The 24,951-nt window shown below is 39.5% G+C and carries 22 protein-coding genes; 4 read left to right on the top strand and 18 right to left on the bottom strand.

The annotated features are described in order from the left end of the window. Positions 1-11: 11 nt before the first annotated feature. The 6 genes from rseP to pyrH form a co-directional block, all read right to left on the bottom strand. On the bottom strand, positions 12-1,343 hold the full coding sequence (rseP, locus tag QQS40_RS05350) for a sigma E protease regulator RseP (protein ID WP_329506618.1): 1,332 nt from the start codon (positions 1,341-1,343) through the stop codon (positions 12-14). An 8-nt stretch (positions 1,344-1,351) separates the two neighbouring features. After that, the gene (locus QQS40_RS05345; protein ID WP_128787715.1) at positions 1,352-2,218 is read right to left on the bottom strand and encodes a phosphatidate cytidylyltransferase; all 867 of its coding nucleotides are present in this window, start codon (positions 2,216-2,218) and stop codon (positions 1,352-1,354) included. Positions 2,219-2,229: 11 nt separating this feature from the next. Then, complete coding sequence (uppS, locus tag QQS40_RS05340; protein ID WP_128787716.1) at positions 2,230-2,949, bottom strand: polyprenyl diphosphate synthase; 720 nt, start codon at positions 2,947-2,949, stop codon at positions 2,230-2,232. A 39-nt stretch (positions 2,950-2,988) separates the two neighbouring features. Next, positions 2,989-4,188 (bottom strand): 1-deoxy-D-xylulose-5-phosphate reductoisomerase, encoded by a 1,200-nt coding sequence (gene ispC / locus QQS40_RS05335; RefSeq protein WP_289901539.1) that lies wholly within the window; start codon positions 4,186-4,188, stop codon positions 2,989-2,991. An 89-nt stretch (positions 4,189-4,277) separates the two neighbouring features. Continuing rightward, a complete protein-coding gene (frr, locus tag QQS40_RS05330) occupies positions 4,278-4,835 on the bottom strand; it encodes a ribosome recycling factor (protein WP_049356323.1) in 558 nt (185 codons plus the stop codon). 124 nt (positions 4,836-4,959) lie between these two features. Then, positions 4,960-5,673, bottom strand: coding sequence for a UMP kinase (gene pyrH / locus QQS40_RS05325; RefSeq protein ID WP_005696785.1), 714 nt, complete (start codon positions 5,671-5,673; stop codon positions 4,960-4,962). Between the two features lie 125 nt (positions 5,674-5,798). Here pyrH and QQS40_RS05320 point away from each other — a divergent pair, with 125 nt between their 5' ends. Beyond that, entirely contained in the window at positions 5,799-7,358 is a 1,560-nt protein-coding gene (locus tag QQS40_RS05320) for a phosphoethanolamine transferase (RefSeq protein WP_289901540.1), read from the top strand. Between the two features lie 74 nt (positions 7,359-7,432). Here QQS40_RS05320 and tsf read toward each other — a convergent pair whose 3' ends face one another. The 4 genes from tsf to mtr form a co-directional block, all read right to left on the bottom strand. Beyond that, positions 7,433-8,284: a translation elongation factor Ts gene (gene tsf, locus QQS40_RS05315; protein WP_049365655.1), complete on the bottom strand. Its 852-nt coding sequence runs from the start codon at positions 8,282-8,284 to the stop codon at positions 7,433-7,435. 133 nt (positions 8,285-8,417) lie between these two features. Continuing rightward, positions 8,418-9,140, bottom strand: a complete 723-nt coding sequence (gene rpsB / locus QQS40_RS05310) for a 30S ribosomal protein S2 (protein ID WP_005698638.1) — start codon at positions 9,138-9,140, stop codon at positions 8,418-8,420. A gap of 169 nt (positions 9,141-9,309) precedes the next feature. Further along, the gene (locus tag QQS40_RS05305) at positions 9,310-10,083 is read right to left on the bottom strand and encodes a class I SAM-dependent methyltransferase (protein ID WP_289901541.1); all 774 of its coding nucleotides are present in this window, start codon (positions 10,081-10,083) and stop codon (positions 9,310-9,312) included. Between the two features lie 71 nt (positions 10,084-10,154). After that, positions 10,155-11,411 (bottom strand): tryptophan permease, encoded by a 1,257-nt coding sequence (gene mtr / locus QQS40_RS05300; protein ID WP_289901542.1) that lies wholly within the window; start codon positions 11,409-11,411, stop codon positions 10,155-10,157. A gap of 124 nt (positions 11,412-11,535) precedes the next feature. Here mtr and QQS40_RS05295 point away from each other — a divergent pair, with 124 nt between their 5' ends. Further along, complete coding sequence (locus tag QQS40_RS05295) at positions 11,536-12,315, top strand: M48 family metallopeptidase (protein ID WP_289901543.1); 780 nt, start codon at positions 11,536-11,538, stop codon at positions 12,313-12,315. Between the two features lie 115 nt (positions 12,316-12,430). Here QQS40_RS05295 and acrB read toward each other — a convergent pair whose 3' ends face one another. The 6 genes from acrB to pssA form a co-directional block, all read right to left on the bottom strand. Continuing rightward, on the bottom strand, positions 12,431-15,535 hold the full coding sequence (gene acrB, locus QQS40_RS05290; RefSeq protein WP_329506609.1) for a multidrug efflux RND transporter permease subunit AcrB: 3,105 nt from the start codon (positions 15,533-15,535) through the stop codon (positions 12,431-12,433). 13 nt (positions 15,536-15,548) lie between these two features. Continuing rightward, on the bottom strand, positions 15,549-16,745 hold the full coding sequence (gene acrA / locus QQS40_RS05285) for a multidrug efflux RND transporter periplasmic adaptor subunit AcrA (RefSeq protein ID WP_297568832.1): 1,197 nt from the start codon (positions 16,743-16,745) through the stop codon (positions 15,549-15,551). Positions 16,746-16,772: 27 nt separating this feature from the next. Further along, entirely contained in the window at positions 16,773-17,354 is a 582-nt protein-coding gene (locus QQS40_RS05280; protein WP_329506606.1) for a TetR/AcrR family transcriptional regulator, read from the bottom strand. A 155-nt stretch (positions 17,355-17,509) separates the two neighbouring features. Next, positions 17,510-18,142, bottom strand: a complete 633-nt coding sequence (locus QQS40_RS05275) for an FKBP-type peptidyl-prolyl cis-trans isomerase (protein WP_005696813.1) — start codon at positions 18,140-18,142, stop codon at positions 17,510-17,512. A 22-nt stretch (positions 18,143-18,164) separates the two neighbouring features. Next, positions 18,165-19,034 carry an archaetidylserine decarboxylase gene (gene asd / locus QQS40_RS05270; RefSeq protein WP_329506604.1) on the bottom strand — a complete coding sequence of 290 codons (870 nt, stop codon included), beginning with the start codon at positions 19,032-19,034 and terminating at the stop codon, positions 18,165-18,167. Positions 19,035-19,159: 125 nt separating this feature from the next. After that, complete coding sequence (gene pssA, locus QQS40_RS05265) at positions 19,160-20,527, bottom strand: CDP-diacylglycerol--serine O-phosphatidyltransferase (protein WP_289901548.1); 1,368 nt, start codon at positions 20,525-20,527, stop codon at positions 19,160-19,162. 149 nt (positions 20,528-20,676) lie between these two features. Between pssA and QQS40_RS05260 the strand changes: the two genes are divergently transcribed. Both QQS40_RS05260 and gss read left to right on the top strand, forming a co-directional pair. Next, on the top strand, positions 20,677-21,750 hold the full coding sequence (locus QQS40_RS05260; RefSeq protein ID WP_329506602.1) for a TrmH family RNA methyltransferase: 1,074 nt from the start codon (positions 20,677-20,679) through the stop codon (positions 21,748-21,750). Between the two features lie 170 nt (positions 21,751-21,920). Continuing rightward, positions 21,921-23,810 (top strand): bifunctional glutathionylspermidine amidase/synthase, encoded by a 1,890-nt coding sequence (gss, locus tag QQS40_RS05255; RefSeq protein WP_289901550.1) that lies wholly within the window; start codon positions 21,921-21,923, stop codon positions 23,808-23,810. A 51-nt stretch (positions 23,811-23,861) separates the two neighbouring features. On the opposite strand, the gene QQS40_RS05250 is transcribed toward gss, so the two are convergent. Next, positions 23,862-24,500, bottom strand: coding sequence for a NapC/NirT family cytochrome c (locus QQS40_RS05250; protein WP_289901551.1), 639 nt, complete (start codon positions 24,498-24,500; stop codon positions 23,862-23,864). Positions 24,501-24,511: 11 nt separating this feature from the next. Then, positions 24,512-24,940 (bottom strand): nitrate reductase cytochrome c-type subunit, encoded by a 429-nt coding sequence (locus QQS40_RS05245; protein WP_049356295.1) that lies wholly within the window; start codon positions 24,938-24,940, stop codon positions 24,512-24,514. Positions 24,941-24,951 lie beyond the last annotated feature (11 nt).

The following is a 24,951-nucleotide window of genomic DNA, read 5'->3' as shown; positions in this document are numbered from 1 at the left end:
AAAAATAATAGTTATAAACGTAAGAAATCATTAAAAAGCACAACCATTGTTTGAATTAACAAGAGTATCAGCCCTATACGATAACTTAAATTTTGTCCCCGTTCTGAAACAGGTTTTCCTTTGATAGCTTCCGCCGCCAAAAATACGAGATGTCCACCATCTAAAACTGGCAACGGAAATAAATTCATTATGCCTAAATTCACACTAATCAACGCAAGAAAACTTAAGAAATAAATCACACCTGCGTTAGAAGATGCGCCTGCACCTTGTGCAATTGAAATTGGCCCCGCCAAACTGGAAAATGAAAGCTCTCCACTAAATAATTTCCCGATTGCCTTCACAATAAACCAAGAAATTTGACCTGTCTTTTCTATGCCTTTCTTTAAGGCATCAAGAATACCATATTTTAGTTCAGTTCGATACTGTTCGCCAACTTTTAAGAACGTCGGACTTACCCCTACAAACCATTTACCATCTTGATTTTTTTCTGGTCGCAAGGTTTTGGCAAAAATTTCTTGATTACGTTCAACCTTAATTGTGAACGACTGACCTTGTTGTACCAGTGCGACAAAAGCTTTCCAATCAAGTGCGGTCGAATTTTCTGCTAAAATTTTATCGCCAATCAATAAGCCCGCTTTTTCTGCTGGAGAGTTTTCCACCACTTTTGATAATGTCATCTCCACTTTACTTGAAACGGGATTAATCCCTAATGTTTCAAATGCTGTTTCTTTATCTGGTTCAAATGTCCAATTTTGCAGATTAATGGTTCGTTGATAAGGTTGGTCTTCACCAAAAGGCGTTAATGTGAGTCCAACCGAATCAGAACCTAACTTATCAGTGAGCAATAAATTAATGGTTTCCCAATCGGGGGTATTCTTCCCATCAATGGCCAAAATCTGGCTATTCGGTTCAATTTGAGCCATCGCCGCCGGAGAATTTAGCGTGATATTTTCAATGACCGGTTTAACACTCGGAATCCCAACGGAATAAATTACCCAATATGCCAAAATTGCAAAAATAAAATTAGCAAGGGGGCCTGCAGCAATCACAAAAGCACGTTGCGCAACAGATTTACTTTCAAATGCCTGCGATTTTAATTCTGCGGGAACTGCTTCATTTCGCCCGTCAAGCATTTTTACATAACCGCCAAGCGGAATGGCTGAAATCGCAAACTCTGTGCCCAATTTATCTGTACGTTGCCAAATTACTTTACCAAAGCCAATGGAAAAACGATGAACTTTAATACCGCACTTTCTTGCGGCCCAAAAGTGACCGTATTCATGTACAGCAACCAGTACGGCAATTGCAACAATAAATGAGCCAAGCGACCACAAAAACGACATGTTCGATCCTATAACACAAAGAAATAGAAGTAGGTGAAGAATGGCACTGCTGCCGTTAAGCTATCAATTCGATCTAAAATACCGCCATGGCCTGGAATTAATTGACTACTGTCTTTAATGCCTGATTCACGTTTAAACATACTTTCGGCTAAGTCACCCAATACAGAAATAGCCACTGTTGCCACAGAAAGCACAATAAAACCACTCATTGCACGACTACCTAATAAGGTTTCACCTGAGAAATGGATAAACACAAATGCCAATACCGCTGCGGTGATCATGCCACCAAATACGCCTTGCCATGTTTTTCCCGGTGATACTTTAGGTGCAAGTTTGTGCTTACCAAAAGCTCGTCCCGCGAAATAGGCACCAGAGTCCGCTGCCCATACCAGTACAAACACATAAAGCAATAAGAATAAACCATGATGAGGATCAGCAGTATAATTATCTAAACGTAAACGTAAGACGGCGGCAACAAAAGGAATCAACGTAGAAAACGCAAACAACACTTGTAAAGGGATATTTTTGCCCCAAAACTTCGCAGAGCTTGGATAAGTCATCACTAACACTAATGCCAGTGCCCACCAACCGACAGAATTTAGCAATAAAAGCGGCAAGTAGTTTTCAAACACTCGACCTGCATCTAAATAACTACCCTCGTTATAAAGCCAGAGAAAGATAAATGCGCCTAAAAATGCCGCAATACAAAGGCGTACTAAAGGATTTTTAAAACGAGCAAATTGGGCCCACTCCCAAATACCAAGCGTCGCCACAAAGCCTAAGGCTAGGGCAAAATAAAATGGGGTAAATAAGAACAAGGCACATAATACCAAAGCAATCAACACAATGGCTGATAATACACGTTCTTTAAGCATAAGTTCTCCGCTTATTCTGTCGCGCCAAAACGGCGATGACGTTGTTGATAGCAGGCAATTGCCTGATTAAAATCTTTTTCATTAAAATCCGGCCAAAGCACATCTAAAAAACACAATTCCGCATACGCAATTTGCCAAAGCAAGAAATTGCTAATACGTTGTTCACCGCTCGTCCGAATTAATAAATCGACCGGCGGCTCATCTTGTGTGACTAAATGTTGCTGGAAAAGTGATTCATTAATATCACTCACCGAAATCTCATTATTTTTTACTTTTTCAGCTAATTGTTGAGTCGCTTGAACAATATCCCAACAACCACCGTAATTAGCTGCAATATTTAAAGTCAGTGCGGTATTATTTTCCGTTAACTTTTCTGCTTTTGCGATCTTCTCTTGCAATTTTTCACTAAAACGAGAAACATCACCGATAATCTTTAAACGAATATTATTTTTGTGTAATTTTTTGACTTCTCGATCAAGCGCTTGCATAAAGAGCGTCATTAAAGCGCTCACTTCTTGCTCAGGACGATTCCAGTTTTCGCTGCTAAACGCATATAATGTCAAAAATTTAACACCCGTTTGTCGTGCATAGCTCACCGCACGGCGCACGGCTGCCACCCCATTTGTATGGCCAAAAATACGCAGCTTATTTTGTTGCTTCGCCCAACGCCCATTACCATCCATTATGATGGCAACGTGTTCGGGAATATTATTGTTATCAAGTTCTTTCATTCTAAAATATTCGGATTTATAACCGCACTTTGACGCATTCTACATTAACGTTTTAATCAGCAAAGCGGCTAATTCACGTGCTTGCTTATCTACGGCTAAGACATCATCAATGCTTGAAATAATAGAAGCTGGCATTTGCTCAACCGCTGCTTGGTTAATTTTCGCAATATCCGTAAATTTAATATATCCATCCAAAAAGGCTTGTACTGCAATTTCGTTTGCTGCATTCATTGCGGTTGTCGCATACTGCCCTTCTGCAAACGCATCGATCGCTAATTTTAAATTTGGATAACGATTAAAATCAGGTTCGATAAATGTCAATTCTTTGATTTTAAAGAAGTCTAATGGTTCCACACCACTTACGGTACGATTTGGATAAGCCATGGTTTCCGCAATGGGCGTACGCATATCCGGGTTACCCATTTGAGCAATGACAGATCCATCAACATAACGCACCATTGAATGAATAATAGATTGAGGATGAATAATTACTTCCATTTCATCAGCCGATGCATTGAAGAGCCAGCGGGCTTCAATGTATTCCAAACCTTTATTCATCATCGTGGCAGAATCCACGGAGATTTTTTTACCCATTGACCAGTTTGGATGAGCGACGGCTTGTTCTGGAGTAATATGTTCAAACTCGTTTAATGGCGTATAATGGAAAGGGCCACCAGAACCGGTTAAGATAATTTTACTGACCCCTAATTCTTTCAAAGGACAGAAGCCAACTTTTTCTTGGGCTTCAGGCGGTAAAGATTGAAAAATCGCGTTATGTTCGCTATCAACAGGCAATAATTTTGCTTTTGACTGCTTCACTGCATCAATAAAGATCTGGCCACAAGTCACCAATGATTCTTTATTTGCAAGCAAGACTTTCTTACTCGCTTTTACTGCCGAAAGAGTTGGTAGTAATCCTGCAGCCCCAACAATGGCGGCCATAACTTGATCTGCGTCTGGATGTGCGGCCAACTCACAAATCGCTTTCTGTCCGGCTAAGACTTCCGTTTTAATGTGATGTGAAGCTAATTTTTCTCGCAATACTTTTGCTGCATGTTCATCGTCTAATGCAGCAAAGTGCGGTTGAAATTTCACGCATTGTTCAAACATAGTCTCAACATTTTTGCCTCCCACTAACGCAAAGGTATGGTATTTGTCAGGATTATGTTCGATAACTGAAAGGGTGCTATGACCAATAGAACCGGTTGATCCTAAAATAACAAGATTTTGTTTTTGCATAAATTTTCGACCGCACTTTGTGCTTTTATTTTTTTATCAGAATAGAACAAGGGCAGACACTTGGCCTGCCCCAAAACATGGTTCGACAATTAGAAATCCATTAATTCTTTTTCTTTATCTGCTAAGATCTCATCCACTTTTTTGATATAGCTATCAGTCACTTTTTGAATGATTTCTTCCGCTTTGTGTTGATCATTTTCGCTGATTTCTTTGTCTTTTAATAATGCTTTGATTTTATCATTTGCATCACGGCGCACGTTACGAATCGCGACTTTACCTTGTTCACCTTCGCCTTTTACGATTTTGATTAAATCACGACGACGTTCTTCAGTTAATGGAGGAAGAGGTACGCGAATTGTTGTACCCGCTGAAGATGGATTTAAACCTAAATCAGACGTTAAAATCGCTTTTTCTACTGCACTGATTAAAGAACGGTCAAATACTGTTACCGCTAAAGTACGCGCATCTTCTGCAACAACGTTAGCTAATTGACGAAGTGGGGTCGCTGCACCATAGTATTCCACTTGGATCGCGTCTAATAAGCTAGGTTGAGCACGACCTGTACGGATTTTTGCAATATGTCCACGCAACGCTTCGAGGCTTTTTTCCATACGAGCTTCAGCATCTTGTTTGATTTCATTAATCATTCATCTGTCCTTTTCAATAAATAAAGATAAAACACAGTGATTTTACTGGATTTTTAGGGAGTTTTGAATAAATTTATTCATAAAAAAGGCGAGATTGTCTCTCGCCATTTTATTCTTTAAAAAATTAACTAATCGTTGTGCCTTCTTCTGTACCAAGTACCACTTTACGTAACGCACCTGGTTTGCACATATTAAATACACGAATTGGCATACCGTGGTCACGCGCAAGTGTGAATGCTGCTAAATCCATTACTTTTAATTCTTTATCAATCACTTCTGCATAAGATAATTTATGGTATAGCTTCGCATTAGGATTTTTTGCTGGATCGCAATCATACACACCATCAACTTTAGTCGCTTTTAAAACGATATCCGCTTCAATTTCGATACCGCGTAAGCATGCCGCAGAATCTGTAGTAAAGAACGGGCTACCTGTACCGGCTGAGAAAATAACTACACGTTTTTCACGTAACATTTTAATCGCTTCAGACCAATTATAGGTATCGCAGATACCATTTAATTGGAAAGCAGACATTAATTTTGCATTCACATCTGCACGGTGAAGCGCATCACGCATCGCCAAACCATTCATCACAGTTGCAAGCATCCCCATATGGTCGCCTACTACGCGATTCATGCCGGCTTTAGCTAATTTTGCGCCACGGAATAAGTTACCACCGCCGAGCACAACACCAACTTCCACGCCCATTTCAATTAATTCTTTAATCTCTAACGCCATACGATCAAGAATCGAAGGATCGATACCGAATCCCTCATCCCCTTGTAATGCTTCACCACTTAATTTCAATAAAATACGTTTGTAAATTGGTTGGCTCATTTGTCTTTTCCTTTGTCGGTTACAAAATTTGGCTTATTCTAGCAAAAGAGAGAAAAAGTTAAAAATGGAAATTGGTCAGAAAAGTGCGATAAAATATCGCTGTTTTGATTTTATAGGTAAACTTTATGAAGATTTCAAAAACCTCACAAATTTTAACCGCACTTTTTTCTTTGGCTTGCGCCATTGCTGCCGGTTATTTGATTTTACGAGGTTCAGGGATGTTTCCTGAGCCATCTATTAGTCTGATTTTACTCACGGCTATTTTCATTATTTTATTAAGTAGTAGCCGAAAATCTTTCTATTTTATTTTATTCCCCTTAGTTTGCTTACACGCAATTTATACGCCGACAGGCTTAAATTTTGGTGCGCCAAGCTACCAATATATCGCTTCGGTTCTTGCAACAGATATGTTAGAGACCAAAGAGTTTCTCATGCAAATCCCCGTGAGTAGCTATTTAGCGGCATTGGCTATTCCACTATTGGTCTTTTTACATTACAAAAGTGCGGTCAAATTTGGCGTGAAATTTTATCGCAATAAAACATTTATCGCTTTGGCTACCTTGTTAATTGGTTATAACTTACCAATTGCTGCGCCATTAAAAGAAACCATTGATTCCACTGTTAAAATCGTTGATGAATGGCAAAAATTGAAAAAAATGTCACAGGAAAGCAACTGGGGACAATCCACATTAGAAAATTCGAAATACCAAGATTATGTGATTATTTTGGGTGAAAGTGCGAGAAAAGATTACTTGCATGCGTATGGATACCCCGTAAATGACACACCATTTATGTCATCAGTAACTGGTACACTGATTGATGGGATGACATCTGCCGGAACCAACACTGTCGCCTCATTGCGCTTAATGTTAACGTTATCTGATAAAGAAAAATGGGAACCAAACTATGATTTAAGCTTAGTGGATCTCATTAAGTCTGCAGGTCTGAAAACCTACTGGCTGTCTAATCAAGGTTTCTTAGGTGAATATGACACGCCAGTCGCCTCGCTTGCATCAAAATCTGATGAAACCATTTTCTTGAAAAAAGGTGGGAGCTTTAATTCAACAAACTACAGCGATTTTGATCTAATCCCTAAATTTGCCCAAGTTTTAGAAGATCCAACGCAAGGTAAACGCTTTATTGTATTACACATTTATGGCTCACATCCGCTTGCTTGCGATCGCGTTGAAGATTACCCGAAAATTTTCAATGACAATGACATCGAAAAAAAGAATGAATACTTAAATTGCTATATTACATCCATTAAGAAAACCGATGATTTTATTAAGAAAGTGTATGAAACCCTCAAAGAAAACGAGCAAAAAACACACCGCACTTTCTCGATGATTTATTTTTCAGATCATGGTTTATGTCATCAGGAAGATGATAAACATGGCGTCACCTTGTTTAACCAAAACTGTCACAGCCAATTACATCATAATATTCCGCTCTTTAAAATTTCATCTGATGATACCGAGCGTAAGGAATACAAAACCTTTAAATCTGGTTTAAATTTCTTGGAAGGTATTGCTCATTGGATAGGGATTAAAAATCCGAAGCTCACTTTAGAGGAAGATTTATTCTCTGAACAAGCTGACAAAGACGATTATGGACTGAAAAAACTGATTGAAGAAAAATATCGTAAAGATGCAGACCCTGCCATCGATATTCGTCCAAAGAAATAAAGCATCTCAAATTTAAGATAACAAAAAAGCCGATATTGAATATCGGCTTTTTTATAATATCTCAATGGAGAAAATTAAGCGTTACCGCCAGTGATTTTTGCAACTTCAGCTGCGAAATCTTCTTCTTTTTTCTCGATACCTTCACCTACTTCTAAACGGATGAAGTTAGACACTGAAGTATTTACTGATTTTAAGAAGTCGCCTACAGATACAGAAGGATCCATGACGAATGGTTGACCTGTTAATGAAACTTCACCAGTGAATTTCTTCATACGGCCTTCAACCATTTTCTCTGCGATTTCTTTTGGTTTGCCAGAGTTAACTGCGATATCAATTTGGATTTGACGCTCGTGTTCAACTACTTCTGCAGGTACATCTTCTGGGTTCACGAATTCTGGTTTAGATGCCGCAACGTGCATTGCCACTTTTTTAAGTTCATCAGCAGAACCTTCACCCGCAACTAACACACCGATTTTCGCACCGTGTAAGTATTGAGCAATAACTTGACCATCTAAGTAAGCAACACGACGGATGTTCATGTTCTCACCGATTTTAGCCACTAATGCAGCACGTTTTTCTTCAAATTGTGCTTGTAACGCTTCGATAGTCGTACCTTTGTGTGCTGCTGCAAAATCAGCTACTTCGTTTGCTAAACCTAAGAAGCCAGCATCTTTTGCTACGAAGTCAGTTTCACAGTTCATTTCAACTAATACACCGAAACCATTTTCTACACGAGCAAGGATAACACCTTCAGCGGCAACACGGCCTGCTTTTTTAGCAGCTTTAGCTTGACCAGATTTACGCATGTTGTCGATTGCTAACTCGATATCACCGTTTGCTTCAACTAATGCTTTTTTACATTCCATCATACCGGCACCGGTACGTTCACGAAGTTCTTTTACTAATGATGCTGTGATTTCAGCCATTTTAAAAATCCTCTGTCGAAAATGCGATTTATTTTGACCGCACTTTTAGATAAAAATATAGGGGCTAAATTTTAGCCCCTATGCCAATTAATCGTTTGATTATTAAGGGCTTCGCCTTATTGCAAAACTTAAATTATTCTGCGTCAGCTGCTAATTCTTCAGCAACTTGAGCTTCGTTACCACGACCTTCTTTAACCGCTGCTGCAGCTGCAGAAACGTAAAGTTGGATAGCACGAGTCGCATCATCGTTACCTGGGATAACGAAATCTACGCCAGCTGGAGTTGAGTTAGTATCAACGATAGCAAATACAGGAATACCTAGGTTGTTTGCTTCTTTAACCGCGATATGTTCGTGGTCTGCACCGATAACGAATAACGCATCTGGTAAGCCACCCATATCTTTGATACCGCCAAGGCTTAATTCAAGTTTTTCCATCTCACGGGTACGCATTAACGCTTCTTTTTTGGTTAATTTGTCAAAAGTACCGTCTTGAGATTGAGTTTCTAAATCTTTTAAACGTTTAATTGATTGACGAACGGTTTTCCAGTTAGTCAACATACCACCTAACCAACGGTGGTTTACGTAATATTGTTGACAGTCTAATGCTGCAGCTTGTACTGCTTCTTGAGCCGCGCGTTTAGTACCAACGAATAATACTTTACCGTTGTTGCTAGCAATACGGGTTAATTCCGCTAAAGCTTCGTTGAATAAAGGTAAAGTTTTTTCTAAGTTGATGATATGAACACCGTTACGAGCACCAAAAATGAAAGGTTTCATTTGTGGATTCCAGTAACGAGTTTGGTGTCCGAAGTGTACGCCCGCGTTGATCATGTCGCGCATTGAAACTTGTGCCATAATATTTTCCTTTTGTTGGGGTTGAGCCTCCACATATCAGCTAATCGACCGTTTGGCACCCCGATTAAGCCTTAATGATATGTGTGTGTTGTTAATAATTAAAAACGCTGCTTTTGAAACCCAAAAACAGCGGTGCGATTTATACCATAAAGTGCGGTCAAAAACCAGTTTATTTTGTTAAATTCATCACTTTTCTTGCTTTAATAAACAATAAAGGGGGACGATGCCGCAAATCTTTAAATTCATCATGCCATTGTGGCTGTTCGGCTAACATTGGTTCAGCCATTTGCTCAATTTGGAAACCCGCAGCGATTAAATCATTAATAATCGTTGCTGTCGTGCGGTGATAGGTTTTGAAAGGTTGTTGAAACCAATTTCGCTCTCTCAGTCCTTCATCACGGTAATGGTTTAAACGATAAGCGACTTGCTGTTTTTTCTCATTTTTTTCCCAGCGTTCCCCTTCTTTATGGCAAGTTGTAATCGGATGCTCTTGGGAAAAAACGAGTGTGCCGTAAGGCTTAAGTTTGTTGGCAATAGAAGCTAATAAAGCGGGAAAATCTTCAACATAATGAAAAGCAAAAGAGCTGGTAATGACATCAAAATCACTTTCTGGCAATTCCGTTAATTTTTCCATCGGTAACTGATATAGCGAAAAACATCCTGAAAATTGACCGCACTTTTGCAGATCTTGTTCAGCTTGCTCTAGCATTTTAGCTGAAAGATCCGTTCCTACTACGCTCTCCGCATTGCGTTCTAAATAGAGTTGCAAATGTCCACCCGTTCCACAACCTAGATCGAGTAATTTTTTTCCTTGTAAATCAGGTAAGAGGGAAAGCATAGTCGGCTTTTCCACTATTTCATTGAGACTGATTGGGTTAGATCGAAGTTTTTGATAAAGCTCAAAGAAGTTTTCTTTATCGTAAACGCTCGTTTTGTTACACATCTCGTTTCCTATGTAAAATTAAAAAGGGCGTATTCGATACGCCCCTACAATATTAACATTAACGCGAAAACTTATCCTGTGAAATTGGCAAACCATCCTAAGTTTGCACCTACTTGTGCCACAATATTTAACACACCAAATAAGATCACAAAGCCAATCATAAAATTACCGCCATACACTTTATAAGTCGCATTTGGGAATTTTTGGCGACTGGCTTTAGCAAGCAGTGCTGGCACGATTGCGGCCCAAATGGTTGCAGCTAATCCAGCATAACCAATGGCAATCACGAAGCCATAAGGGAATTGTAAACTTAACAATAGCGGCGGTAAGAATGTCACCAATGTGGTTTTTGTTCTACCTAATACGCTGTCATCAAATTTAAATAAATCGGCAATATAGTCAAATAAACCTAACGTTACCCCTAAGAATGAGGTCGCAATGGCCATATAAGCAAAGAAATTCAATACAACCGCAATGTATTCCACCTCAATATATTTGTGTAATGCTTCTAATAATGCCGATACATCGCCGCCTTTTTCAATTACGGGTGCAAATTCTGTACGTGGTAAATTACCTTGCACCGCCAGCTGCCATAAGACGTAAATCACTAATGCTAAGCCCGTACCGATAAAGATCGATTTCATTACTCTACTACCATCACGATCGTAATATTTGACGAGGCTCGGTACATTTCCGTGGAAACCAAAGGACACTAAACAAACTGGAAGTGCGGTCAATAAATAAGGTAAATAGGTTTGCTCACCTTCTGCAATACTATTGAATAACACCTCTGTTTTCACCGAACTCAATAAACCTGCGGTAGAAAGGAAAAAAGCGACTACCATTCCAACAATCAATATAGTGGTGAAACGATCCACAGCTTTAGTAGAAAGCCATACAAAAGCTGCAAGAATAAAACAGAAAATTAAGGATCCAGAAGTACGTCCAATATCGACCGCACTTTCAGCAGAACCAAGCGCTTGATTAAGCAAGTTTTGTGTAATACCGCCGCCAGAGGTGATATAAGCATAAGTTAAAATATATAAGACGAAAGCCACAGAAAGACCGTTGATAATATTCCAACCTTTACCTAACAAATCTTTCACAATGGTGTCAAAGCTTGAGCCAGTAGGATAATGTAAGTTGGCTTCTAAAATCATCAAACCAGACGTAGTCATACAAAACCACGTGTAAATTAAGGTGAGAAGCGATCCAATAAACCATACTCCAGCTGTAGAAGTGGGGTTAGCCAACATTCCCGCACCAATTGCTGTACCTGTAATAATCATGGCTCCACCAAATAAAGATGGTAATTTTTTTGTTGTCATGCTCCCGCCTAAAAAATATATATCTCGCACTATTATAATAGTACATAAGTAAAAGGCAATCTTTTTGTATCGACAAAACGCAATAAATTCATATAATCAGTCATCTCAACAAAAAGGATAATTTATGAAAAAACAACTCAAAAGTTTTGTGTTTGCTGTATTAGCAAGTGCGGTTATCACATCTTGTGCGGATTCTGCCTCAATCAATCAAGAAGCTGCAAGTAGTTATACACAAGAAATGGGAAAAATTCGTGCACAAGGGGCAATTGATACGACATCAAATACGGCAAAACGTATTCATCATGTCTTTAATCAAATGGTCCCTTATGCAGACCAAGCGAATGAAACAGGACAACAATTTAACTGGCAAATTAATGTCATTAAATCTAAAGAACTCAATGCTTGGGCTATGCCTGGTGGAAAAATGGCTTTCTATACAGGTTTAGTGGATACGTTACAACTAAACGATAATGAAATCGCTGTCGTCATGGGACATGAAATGGCTCACGCCTTAAAAGAACACGGTAAAGCGAAAGCCAACTTTGGTACGATGAGTTCTATTGCTGGAGCCATTGGTGGAACTGCATTATCCGTTTTTATGGGAGCAGATATGACAGAGCTCGTTTCTTTAACCAAAGATTTTGCCTTAGATAAACCTTATTCTCGTAGTGCTGAAACAGAAGCTGATGAAGAAGGCTTAATGCTTATGTCGCGTGCAGGCTATAATCCGCAGGTGGCACCTGGTTTGTGGCAAAAAATGGCAAAAATGTCGGGAGGGTCAAGAGGTGCGCTTGATGTATTAGCCTCCACTCACCCGAGTGATGAATCCCGTCAAGAAAACTTACAACGCTTATTACCAGAAGCGATGGAGCTTTACAAAGCCGCTAAAAATAAAAATGGTTAAAAAATTGACCGCACTTTCATAAATAAAAAGCGAACATCATGTTCGCTTTTTTAATCTCTAAAAGAAAACCGCACTTGAAAAATCAACGTGCGGTTTGTTTTTATCATATTTTCAATTAATGTTGTTCGTTAATGTGACCTTCGATTGGTTTTACATTTTCATCAAACACTGGTAATGGTTTGTGTTCGCTTGCAATGTAAGAATAAATCACTGGCAACACGAACAAGGTAAACAATGTACCGATTGCCAAACCCGCCACGATAACAATACCAATACTGAAACGAGATACCGCCCCCGCACCTGTTGCATAAAGCAACGGTACAAGACCTGCAATCATCGCAGCGGTTGTCATCAGAATTGGACGTAAACGTACTTTAGCCGCTTCGGTGATCGCTTCAATACGGGTTTTACCATGGTTTAACTGCTCTTCTTTCGCTACTTCACACATCAAAATACCGTGTTTTGTGATAAGTCCGACTAAGGTAATCAAACCAACCTGTGAGTAGATATTTAGCGTTGAGCCTGCAATACCCAAAAATCCGAAGGCATTTAAGGCTAACAATGCACCACTCACGGCTAAAGGAACAGAAATCATAATCACGATTGGATCGCGAATTGATTCAAATTGAATCGCCAAGACTAAGAAAATAATTACCACCGCGAGTAAGAAAGTCACGGCAAGTGCATTACCTTCTTGTACTAACTGACGCGCTTCACTTTTAAAGTCATAGTTATAACCCTGTGGTAACGTATTTTTCGCATTGTCCTGTAACCATTGGATCGCATCACCAATTGAAGTACCCGGCATTGGTACTGCACTAATTACCGCTGAGTTTAATTGGCTGAAACGTGGTAATGAACTTGGTTGTGGTTCTAGTGTTGCTGTCACCAAGCTGCTTAATGGAACAGAGGTACCATTTGCCGCAGTGACGTAATACTTATTAAAACTTTCCGGTGATAAACGATTGTCACGTTTTACTTGGGAAATAATTTTATAAGCACGGCCATCAATATCTACACGCTCAATGGTTGCGGCAGATAAGAAGCTCCCTAACGTACGGCTGATTTGTTGCATTGTAATACCGTAAGTCCCCGCTTTTTCACGATCAATCTTAATACGCATTTGAGCGGTATCAAATTTAAGATCAAGATCGGTATAAACGAACTTACTGGATTTCTGCATATCCTCTAAGAATTTACCTGCCACATTCGCTAAATCGCCATAGTCTTGAGATGTGCTAATTACGAAGCCAATTGGCGGTCCCATCTCTCCTGTATCAATTTCAGGGAACGCAAAGCCTTGTACAGATACTTCAGGAATGGATTTCGCTTTTTCATTCAACTCTTTCATGATTGCTGTTTGGCTTTTAGAGCGTTCTTTCCAATCTTTTAAAGTCACAACGTTTAAAGATTGGTTAGAGCTTGGTGCCCCTGCTATCGTCATTGCAAACTGCACTTCTGGCGTATTGGTTAAAATCTCTTGATAAGGTGCCATCGCATTTTGCACATAATCCACGTTCACGTTCGAAGGTGCAGAACCGATTGCCAAAAATGCCCCCTTGTCTTCCGTTGGTGTTAATTCACTTGAAAGTGATTTAAACAATACTGGCAAGGTTGCAAAGATAATTGCCGCAAACATCAACATACATTTACGGTTTACCATCACCAAATCAAGTACATACGCATAAGCTGCATTTACTTTACTAAGGGTATGCTCTACTCTTTGTTCCAATTTATTTGGAGCCTCGTTGGATTTCAGCAATTTACTGGTCATCATTGGTGAAAGCGTTAATGCTACGATACCCGAAATAAATACTGCTCCTGCAAGGGTTAAGGCGAACTCTTTAAACAAAGAACCCGTAATACCGCCCATTAACGCCATTGGAGAATATACCGCAATCAAGGCAATAGTCATGGAAATAACTGGGACAGCAATTTCACGCGTACCGATAATCGCCGCACGGAATGGCGTTTCCCCTAACTTAATGTGACGATCCACGTTTTCCAAAACAACAATCGCATCATCTACCACTAAACCGATAGCCAGAATCAATGCTAGCAACGTCATCAAGTTAATGGAGAAATCCAAGGTTTGAAGCAACATAATTACCCCGATTAATGAAATCGGAATGGTGATAACCGGGATTAAAATCGCACGGAATGAACCAATAAACATGGTAATCACCACCAATACGATCAGCGTTGCCTCAACAATCGTTTTGATTACTTCATTAATTGAGTTATTAATCGCAATTGTACGGTCATATAAGATGTCAGATTCAATAGCATCCGGCAGATTATTTTTAATACTGTCATACAGTGGGCGTACTTTCGCAGCTACAGTTAATGGGTTTGCTGACGAGGTTGGGTTAATCGCTAACACAACAGAATCCGCGCCATTCGCTACTGCACGTGAGCTATCGCTTGATTTATTTAATTCAACATCGGCGATATCACGTAAACGTACTAACTTATCACCGCTAGACTCAACAATTAAATTACCTAATTCTTCAACCGATTTTGTCGTGGTTTCTACTTTGTTTTTATAGGTGACAAAATAGCCATTATCATTACCCGCCGCTGTTTGAACGTTATTCGCGGATAATGCGGACATCACTTGTGTGGCTGAAAGGTTTTGAGCCGCCATTTTTTCTGGATCTAACCAAACACGAAGTGCGTACTCAGATGCACCAAAGATCTGCACACTCGCCACCCCTTCTACGGTAAAGAACTGCGGTTTGACTACGCGTTGAATATAGTCAGTCACTTGGCTTGCATCAAGTTTGTTAGAACGGAAACTAATATACATAATCCCCGAACCACCGGTTGATGAAGAAACCGTTGGATCTTCAATACCACTTGGCAATTCAGAACGAACTGAGTTAACTTTAGCTAAAACATCTGCCAAGGCTGCATTCGGATCCGTATTTAATTTCATTTTTACGGTGACTGTTGACGTACTTGGGCTAGAGCTTGAAGACATATAGTCCACATTATCCGCTTGCGCTACCGCCTCTTCAATTTTGGAAGTAACAAACGCTTGAATTAAGTTCGCATCCGCCCCTGGATATACTGTGGTCACCGTAATTACCGTTGTGGTCATTTTCGGATATTCGCGCACAGACAATTTCGAAATTGCTTGTAAACCTAAAATAATGATTAACAAGCTAATCGAAACCGCCAAAACAGGACGACGAATAAATATATCGGTAAATTTCATTCGCTTTTCCTAATTAAAGATTCGTTTTATTCGCAGGTTGTTCAGTACCTACGCCCGCTTTATCTGCAACAGACACTAATGCCCCGTTACTTAAGTTTTGCTGACCACCTGTCACAATTTTATCGCCAACTTTGACTTCATCACCTTTTAATTGTGCATAAATGCCTTGACGATCTTTCGTAAATACAGTGATTGATTTTGCACGGTACATATTTGCTGCTTTTTCTGCGCCGCCTAATTTCTCAATATCTTCATCGGAAAGTGCGGTCAAAATATAAAGCGATTCGCCATACATGTTGTAGCTCACTGCCACTTGTGGTACAACGATTTGATTATGCTCAGTTGGTAAAGCGACATTTAAGCGAGTAAACATACCGGATAATAATTTTGCACCATCTTCTGGTTCAAACGTTGCTTGAACATCGACTAAACCTGTTGAAGAATTAATTGCAGGCTCAATTGCAGTAACCTTCGCGGCAAAAGTTTCACCTTTACGCGCATCTGCCGTAGCCGTTACTTTTTGACCAATATGCAATTTATCTAATTGGTTTTGAGCAATCGCAAAATCCACTTTCATAGAAGAACGATCTTCCACACGCACAATTTCAGTACCGTTTGAAACGTACTGACCAACATTCACTTTCACGATACCGGCTTTACCATCAAATGGTGCCACGATTTGGCGACGTTCAATCGCCGCTTTTAATGACTCAATATTTGCCGCTTGTGCTTCATAAGCTGCTTTTGCATTATCTAATTCTTGACGAGAAACAGCTCCGCTGCCCGCAAGGTTTGCATAACGTTGATAAGTTTGACGTAATGACACCACCTGAGCTTGCGCAGCTTGCAAACTGGCACGCTCAACTGAGCTATCTAACTCAACTAACAAATCACCTTTTTTCACACTTTGGCCATTTTGTACGAGTACTTTAGAGACGGTTCCAGCGCTTTGTGCACTTAACATTGCCCCTTGATTCGGACGAACAAGACCTGTTGTTTCAATGATCGGCGTCCATTCTGAAGGCTTGACTGTCATTGCTGTAACAGGAGAAGCTGTTTCAGGTTTATTTGCTAAGAAATCAGCTATGCCTTTTGCTTTCATATGATTAAGAAAAATCATTGCAGCAAAAATTAACACAAATACGCCTAACGCTAATTTCAAAAAGAAAATGTGTGAGCGCTTTGGTCTATTAGTTTGAGTTACACTCATTTGGAAAACTCCATTAAGACAATAAAATTACAACTTCTGAATTGCACGCCAAGAGCGTTCAATGACAGATTCTAACATCTCATCGGTCACTGCCGTACCGAGGAATTTGATATCTGAGGCTAAAACTATTGCAGTTTTAAGGCTCAACAAAAATAACATATGAGGATCTAAATCAGCCAACACATTTGCTGCTTGTCCCTTGAGACAAAACTGATCCCAACACGAATACTCCATTTCTTTGCAGGTTTCAATAAACTCCAGCAAAGATCGGTATTGGTTCATGTTTAACAGAATCGTTGGATTTTCTTGAAGAAAATGCCAAATATTCCACCACATTTTTCTATATTGCTCGAAAAAAGATTGGTTTTCATCAAAGCCTTCTTCAATCGCCACTACAAACTTATTGAACACTCGACGAGCAAATCGAGCTAATAACTCATCTTTACTCTTAAAATAAAGGTAAATTGTACCAGCGGCAATACCAGCCTCCTTGGCTAACTTATGCATAGAAAGATGATGCAATCCTTCTTTTGCCATTAGACGATCTGTTGCATCAAAGATCTGCTCACTGACATCTATCTTTGGCTTAAATTCTTCTGCTTGTCGCATAATAAAAAATAAAATTCTTAGGGTTATATATGAGAAAGGTCATTTAAGACAAACATTCAAAAATGAATGAACGTTCATTTTATGAGTTTTTACTTTTTTAGCAAGCTAAAAATAAAAAAAGTGCGGTTAAATCATTTCAACCGCACTTTTTCTTTTTAGAGGATATCGAGTAATTCGACTTCAAACACTAAGGTTGAGAATGGTGGGATAGATGCGCCCGCACCACGTTCACCGTAAGCCAGTTCGTGTGGAATAGTGAGTTTCCATTTAGAACCAACAGGCATCATTTGTAATGCTTCAACCCAACCACGAATTACGCCATTTACTGGGAATTCAGCCGGTGTTCCACGAGCAACCGAACTGTCGAATACGGTACCATCTGGTAATGTACCTGTGTAGTGAACACGTACTTTATCAGTTGCAGATGGTTTGTTACCGTTACCTTCGGTTAAAATTTCGTATTGTAAACCGCTGTCAGTGACGTTTACGCCTGCTTTTTTCGCGTTTTCTTCTAAGAATTTTTTACCTTCTTCTTCAATCGCTTTAAATTGCGCTTGTTGTGCTTCAGCAGCTTGTTGTTGAAGTGCTTGAACAGAATGCATTAAATCATTAATTTCTAATGCAGGTTGATTACGGTTCAACGCATCGAAAATGCCTTTTGCTACCGCTTCAACAGAAATATCCATTTGGCTATCAGCTAATTGCTGACCGATTTGTAAACCGATACCGTAGCTGCCTTTTTCAGAAATACTTTCTAATTTTACTTGTTCAAAAATTTGAGCTGTCATTGTTTTTCCCTTTGTTATAAAACTATTTTTTCAATGCCAAGATTTCACCCATGCGCACAGGTTCATCAACACTTAAATGATCGGCAATTTTCACTTGGCTGGCTTGGAATAAATTAATTACGGTAGAACCAAGTTGGAACCAACCCATTTCTTGACCCTTGCTTAATTTAACCGCACTTTCACCTTCATAAGTCCATACTTTCACTTCGTTATGACGTGGCGGATTAATAACGCCAGCCCAAACCGTGCCGATACTCGCAGTGATTGTTGCTCCCACTAAGATTTGTACCATGGTGCCGAATTCAGTATCAAAGACACAAATTACACGCTCATTACGAGCAAAGAGGTTCGGCACATGTTTCGCTAAAAATGGATTGACGGAGAATAAATCACCCGGCACGTAAATCATTTTGCGAAGCGTACCATCACATGGCATATGCACACGGTGATAATCACGTGGTGATAAATAAGTGGTGATGAATTCCCCATTTTTAAAGGTCTCGGTTAAATCTTGATCTTCCGCTAATAAATCATTTAAGCTGAAAAAGTGACCTTTCGCTTGTAATAGGCGGTCATCTTCAATATGTCCACATTCACTTACACGGCCATCCGCAGGGCAACAAAGTGCGGCTGGATTTTGGTTAATTGGTCGTGCATTTTCTTTTAATGGACGGATAAAGAATTCATTAAAACTGGCGTAATCACTGAATTTTTCTTTTTCAGAAACGCTCATATCAATGTTGTATTTTTTTGCAAACGCTTTAATCACAAAATGTGTCACTGCGCCCCATTTTTGTTTAGCTAACCAACCTGCTGCTTGTGTCATATAGATTTGTGGCATCACATATTGAAATGCAACTTTTAGGCGTTGCCAATAAGAAATTGGGTTCATTGATTTCTCCGATAAGATTAAAAAGTTGGGCGATTATAACAACTTATTTCACTTGTGCAATGTTAGTTGATATTTTTGCGCAAGATACAAGCAAGAAGCCAACATTTGTCGGCTTCTTTTTGTATTTATAAAATCATTTTGACCAATTTGTCTGCCTGAATCCGAGCAAACTTCTTCAATAGTTTTTGCACTGGTTCAGGATATTGCGTCAATTCTTCTAATTCAGAATAATCTTGCAATACTTTGGTATGTTGGCGGATGTGCGATAATTCTTTTTCCGCTTGTGACTGAAGTTCTTGTTTTGGATCGTGGATTAATAATCCATTTTCCGCATCTAAACGCCATGCACGAGGGTTCAGGTTGTTCCCTGTTAAAAGAATATACTGATTGTCCACCCAAACACCTTTGAGGTGATAAGTGTTATCGCCGTCTTTCCATAAACGTACCGTTAAGTGGCCATTTTTAATGTAAGCATCAAATTTCTCGCAGAAACGACGAAGATTGCTTTCATATAAATAGGGTAATGCACCTGCCATTTTAAATGGTTGCTCTGGTGGAATATAGAAATCGTTCGCGACTTTATCACCCACGATAATTTCGACACGTTTTCCTTGCTCTAATAAGCGGGCAAGTTTACTTCTTAGCGTGCGAGGAAAGTTGAAATAAGGGGTGCAAATTACCAATTTTTCCTGCACTTGTAAGAATAAATCTTCGATAACTTGGTTTAATTCATTGCCTGATGCACCTAAACCAAAAAGTGGTGAAATGGTTAAAACATCGGAAAAACCAACCGCACTTTCCAACTGATATTCAGCATGGATTGATAGGTTTTTGCGATAAGCTTTTATTGCACTACGAATTTCTTTGGTGCGAGGGCGATTAGCCACATCTAATGGGTGTACCGCACTGAAATCCAATAAATAATCATTGATGAAATTCACCATAGAATCCGCAAGTGCAGCATTGTGAATTTTTTGATAGCGGTCGTAGCGGTATTTATCTTGTTGTTGTAAATACACATTATTGATACTTGCACCGCTATAAAGGACGGTATCATCAAAGACAAATCCTTTAACATGTAATACGCCGAAGACTTCGCGGGTATTAATAGGCACACCAAAGAACATATTCGGTTCATCGGGAAGTTGATAGGTTTGGCGTTGTTCACAATACCAATCAGCGTTAGTGGCAGATTTTTCTGCACCGAGTAAATTGCGTTGTCCGCGATGCCAATCCACTAAAATTTTCACATCCAATTCTGGATGATCTTGTTTTACGCGATAAATTTCATTGAGAATTTCTTGTCCCGCTTCATCTTTTTGCCAATAAAGTGCGGTCACGTAAATGCGTTTTTTAGCTTGGCGAATTAATTCTATAATTTGTGCTTTGAATTCAAGCGGACTAAACAGAAACTCAACCTGATCTGCCTGTAAAGGAAGAAAAGGCAAATTTTTTAAATTTTGTTCTGCTCGTTTAGCTTTGTTGATTAACATAATCTATCTCTACACTAAAAATTAGTCTTCTAGTTTACAATATTTCCTTTATAGATTGATAGAAAAAAGGTTTTTTTTCGTTATAATGCTCACAAATTTTCGCATTTTTTGGCGAATTATTATCCAATTTTTCCTTCGAGAAGCAAATTATGAGCAATTCACGTAAACCATCATTCCAAACCAATTCCAGCAAATCTTTTCAAGAGCGTAGCCCAAAACGCACATTTAATGATAAAGAACGTCGCTTTGATGATCGTCGTAATAATGAAAAACATGAGGGAAATCGACCGCACTTTGATAAAAAACGGGATGATCGTAAACCTTCTCGAGGTTTCCAACAGCAAGAAGTCAGAGAGCCGAAAATTGCGGAACTTTCATTAAATAAAGCCAATGGTGAAAGTGGCTCGGTAAAAGTAACAGTAAAAAGCACTGGCGTGAGTTATAAACCGAAAGAAAAGAAAACAGGCGCATTATCACCACGCGCACCGGAGAAAATTAAAAAGAACCGCTCTGAAGAAATGAAAGTGTATGGTGAAAATGCGTGCTTGGAATTGTTTGCAGAACGTCCGGAGAGCATCGTTCGCGTATGGGCAACGGTGCAAATGGCGCATCGAATTGGCGAGATTTTCAGTTATTTAGCCGCAAATAAAAAAGTGTATCACGTGGTGGATAGTGATGAGCTAAGCTTAGTAAGCGGCACGGAGCATCACGGCGGCATTTGTATGTTAGTAAAAAAACAACGTACTTTTTCTTTACAAGGTTATTTAGATGTACCGCGTCAAGAAGACTGTTTAGTCGTGCTTGATCAAGTCAATAATGCGCAAAACCTAGGTGGCGTTGTGCGTACTTGTGCCTTCTATGGCATTAAAAATGTGGTAACAAATCAAGTTGAACAGCTTTATGCGCCCGCTGCGATGCGTGTAGCTGAAGGCGGGATGAAGCATATTCGTATTTTAGAAACAGAAAGTACTGAAATCGCGTTAGCGGCTTTACGTAAAGCTGGTTATCAGATTATTCATGTATCAACCAATAAGCAAGGCGTTGCGTTGGAACACCTCAAATTTGCAGAGAAAGTCGCGTTGGTATTGAGTGAAGGTAGTACGGATGATATTTGTGATAAACAAGATGTAAATGTGCGCCTTTCTTTAAGTAATCCATTAAAAACCGGATTAAATATTGCAGTAAATACAGGGATTTTATTAGCACATTGGTATGTGAAATAACCTTAAGTGCGGTTATTTTTAGGTTTGTTTTGGGGGCTGACATCTGTCAGCCCTTTTTCTTTTTCAAAATTGTATGGGATTCAAATTTTGATATTTCTTTTAAAAGCCTTTGGGGGGAATCAGAAAAAAGATCTATACTACTTCCATTTGTTATTTAACAGGGAGTTTTTATGCCTGAACGTTCAGCAAACATCAGTACACACGATCCTTTCGGGAGCTTATTAGGCTACGCGCCGGGTGGCATTGCGATTTATTCATCCGATTATCATACAGCAGATGAGAAAGAGTATCCCGATGATGCCGCCTTTCGCAGTTATTTGGGAAGAGAGTACATGGGCTACAAATGGCAGTGCGTGGAATTTGCGCGTCGTTATTTATATCTCAATCATGGCATGGTGTTTACAGATGTAGGAATGGCTTACGAGATCTTTTCTTTACGATTTTTACGTCAAGTGGTGAATGATGCCTTATTACCTTTACAAGCCTTTGCAAATGGTTGTAAACGTAAGCCTGAAGCAGGTGCATTGTTAATTTGGCAGGAGGGCGGTGAATTTCAACATACGGGGCATGTGGCGATCATTACCGAGGTATTAGAAGATAAAATTCGCATTGCCGAGCAAAACGTGATTCACTCTCGCTTACCAAGTGGGCAGCAATGGACTCGTGAATTACCGATGACGGTTTCCGAAAGTGGTTATTTTCTGCATGATACCTTTGATGATACAGAAATTTTAGGTTGGATGATCCAAACAGAAGATACCGAATACAGTCTGCCGCGGCCAACACCAGAAAAAGAGAAACTTGAGATTCATGCTGAACATATAGAAAACAATGGTCAGTTTGAGCATAAATGGCTGAATGAGCAAAATGAATTTGAAGCGGCATATGTGAAAGCAATGGGCGGGCATAAAGTCAGCCATTCGGATCAATATCGCTATTTTACGATATCTGAAACAGCGCAGCATGAGTTGATTCGTGCAACCAATGAATTGCATTTAATGTATTTGCATGCCACAGATAAAGTCTTAAAAGACGATAAGTTATTACAATATTTTAATATTCCTAAATTGCTTTGGCCTCGCTTACGGTTATCTTGGCAAAATCGCCGTTATCAAACCATTACGGGGCGTTTAGATTTCTGCATGGATAGTCGTGGATTGAAAGTGTATGAATACAATGCAGATTCAGCTTCTTGTCACGCTGAAGCGGGTGAATTTATGAATCGATGGGCAATTCAGGGTGGATTGAATATAGGCGATAATCCTGCCGATGGCTTACGTAATGCATTAGCGGATTGTTGGAAACATAGTGAAGCCACGCCACTTGTTCATATTATGCAAGATCACGATGATGAGGAAGATTATCACGCATTATTTATGCGCAATGCACTGGTTCAAGCAGGATTTCAAGCCAAAATTATTCATGGGACCGAGGGATTACATTGGGATAATCGTGGTCGTTTGATTGATGATGAAGATAACCAGGTAAAAACAGTATGGAAAACGTGGGCCTGGGAAACTATGTTAGAGCAACTTCGTGAAGATGCAACAGGCATGGAAGTGGCACCACCAATTCGTACAGGCTATCCGGAAGATAAAGTGCGGTTGATCGATGTGTTACTTCGTCCAGAAGTTCTAGTTTATGAACCACTTTGGACAGCGATTCCAAGTAATAAAGCGATTTTACCAGTGTTGTGGTCATTATTCCCAAATCATCGTTATCTACTCGAAGCGGGATTTGAATTGACGCCTGAGCTGATTAAAAATGGTTATGCACAAAAACCCATTGCCGGTCGTCGAGGTGATAATGTGAAATTGATTGGTGAGCGTAAATCAGTGCTTGATAGTAAAGATGGTCGTTTTGGTAAGCAGGAGAGTATTTATCAACAGCTTTGGTGTTTACCAAAAGTGGAAGACCAATATGTTCAGGTCTGTACTTTTACTGTCGGCGGGCATTATGGTGGTAGCTGTTTACGCTCAGACCCGAGTTTGGTTATTATGGGGAATAGCGATATGCAACCATTAAGGGTATTATCTGATAAAGATTTCCTTAAAAAATAAAAACAAAATCGGCACTCAAAATGAGTGCCGATTTATTATTTTACTATAAGATTATTTTGCCTCTTTGTTATCAGCAGGTTTTTCATTTGCTTTTAACATATCCGCTGGAATAAAGCTTTGTTGTACTTTTTCCATGTGTGGAAGGTTATGTGCAATACCTTTGTGACAATCGATACAGGTTTTGTTTTGTTCCTGGGCAAGTGCATGCATTTGTTGTGCCACAGTTTTTTGTTGAGTAAAGTCCATGTCATTGAAGTTATGGCAGTTACGGCACTCTTGTGAGTTATTCGCTTTCATACGCGCCCATTCGCGTTCAGCCATTTCTAAACGATGTTTTTCGAATTTTTCTTTAGTATCGACTTTACCTGTAAAGTGAGCATAAACTTCAGTCGATGCCTGCATTTTACGAACCATTTTTGGAATAAATTCATGTGGAACGTGACAGTCTGAACAAATTGCTTTCACACCTGAACGGTTACTAAAGTGGATTGACGCTTGGTACTCAGGTACAACGTCATTAGTATGACAGTCTGAACAGAATTGCTCTGTATTAGTTGTCGCCATTCCAGCATTAAACAGGTTAGTTCCAACGATAGTACCAATGATAGTTAATAAAATAACCCCACTAATTGCCATTTTGCTCGGAGAGCGTAACCAACGGCAAACTTTCTGAATGCTTGATTTAATCATGGTTTAGCTCCTTATTTACCTTGCATTTGACGAATAGTTTCAAATTTATTTTGGATAATTGGGTTCACGTTAGTTTGTTGAACGTGGCATTGTAAACAGAAATAACGACGTGGCGAAGTGCCTTCTGTTTTTTGTCCATCACGTGTTAAAAAGTGGCTTTCAGGTACGCGAGGTGCACCCGTTGTTGGAGCAACATCCGGAGAGTGACAGCCTAAACATTGGTTAGCATTCTTAGTCACTTGTAAACCACGAATGCTGTGTGGAACAAGTGGTGGTTGGTGAGGGAAGGTTACAGGAATATTACCAACATCTTTATAAGGATTCGTAAATGCTGGTGCAATACTTTCTGCTGTTTTATCAATGCTGTTTGCAACTTGCGGCGCATCGGCAAATGCCAATCCACTACATAAAGCCAGCATGAAAATAAATGATTTTTTCATGAAATCCACTC

It is taken from the genome of Haemophilus parainfluenzae, from assembly GCF_036288925.1.
Classification (GTDB): Bacteria; Pseudomonadota; Gammaproteobacteria; order Enterobacterales; family Pasteurellaceae; genus Haemophilus_D.
This window is presented reverse-complemented; position numbering and strand designations above follow the sequence as displayed.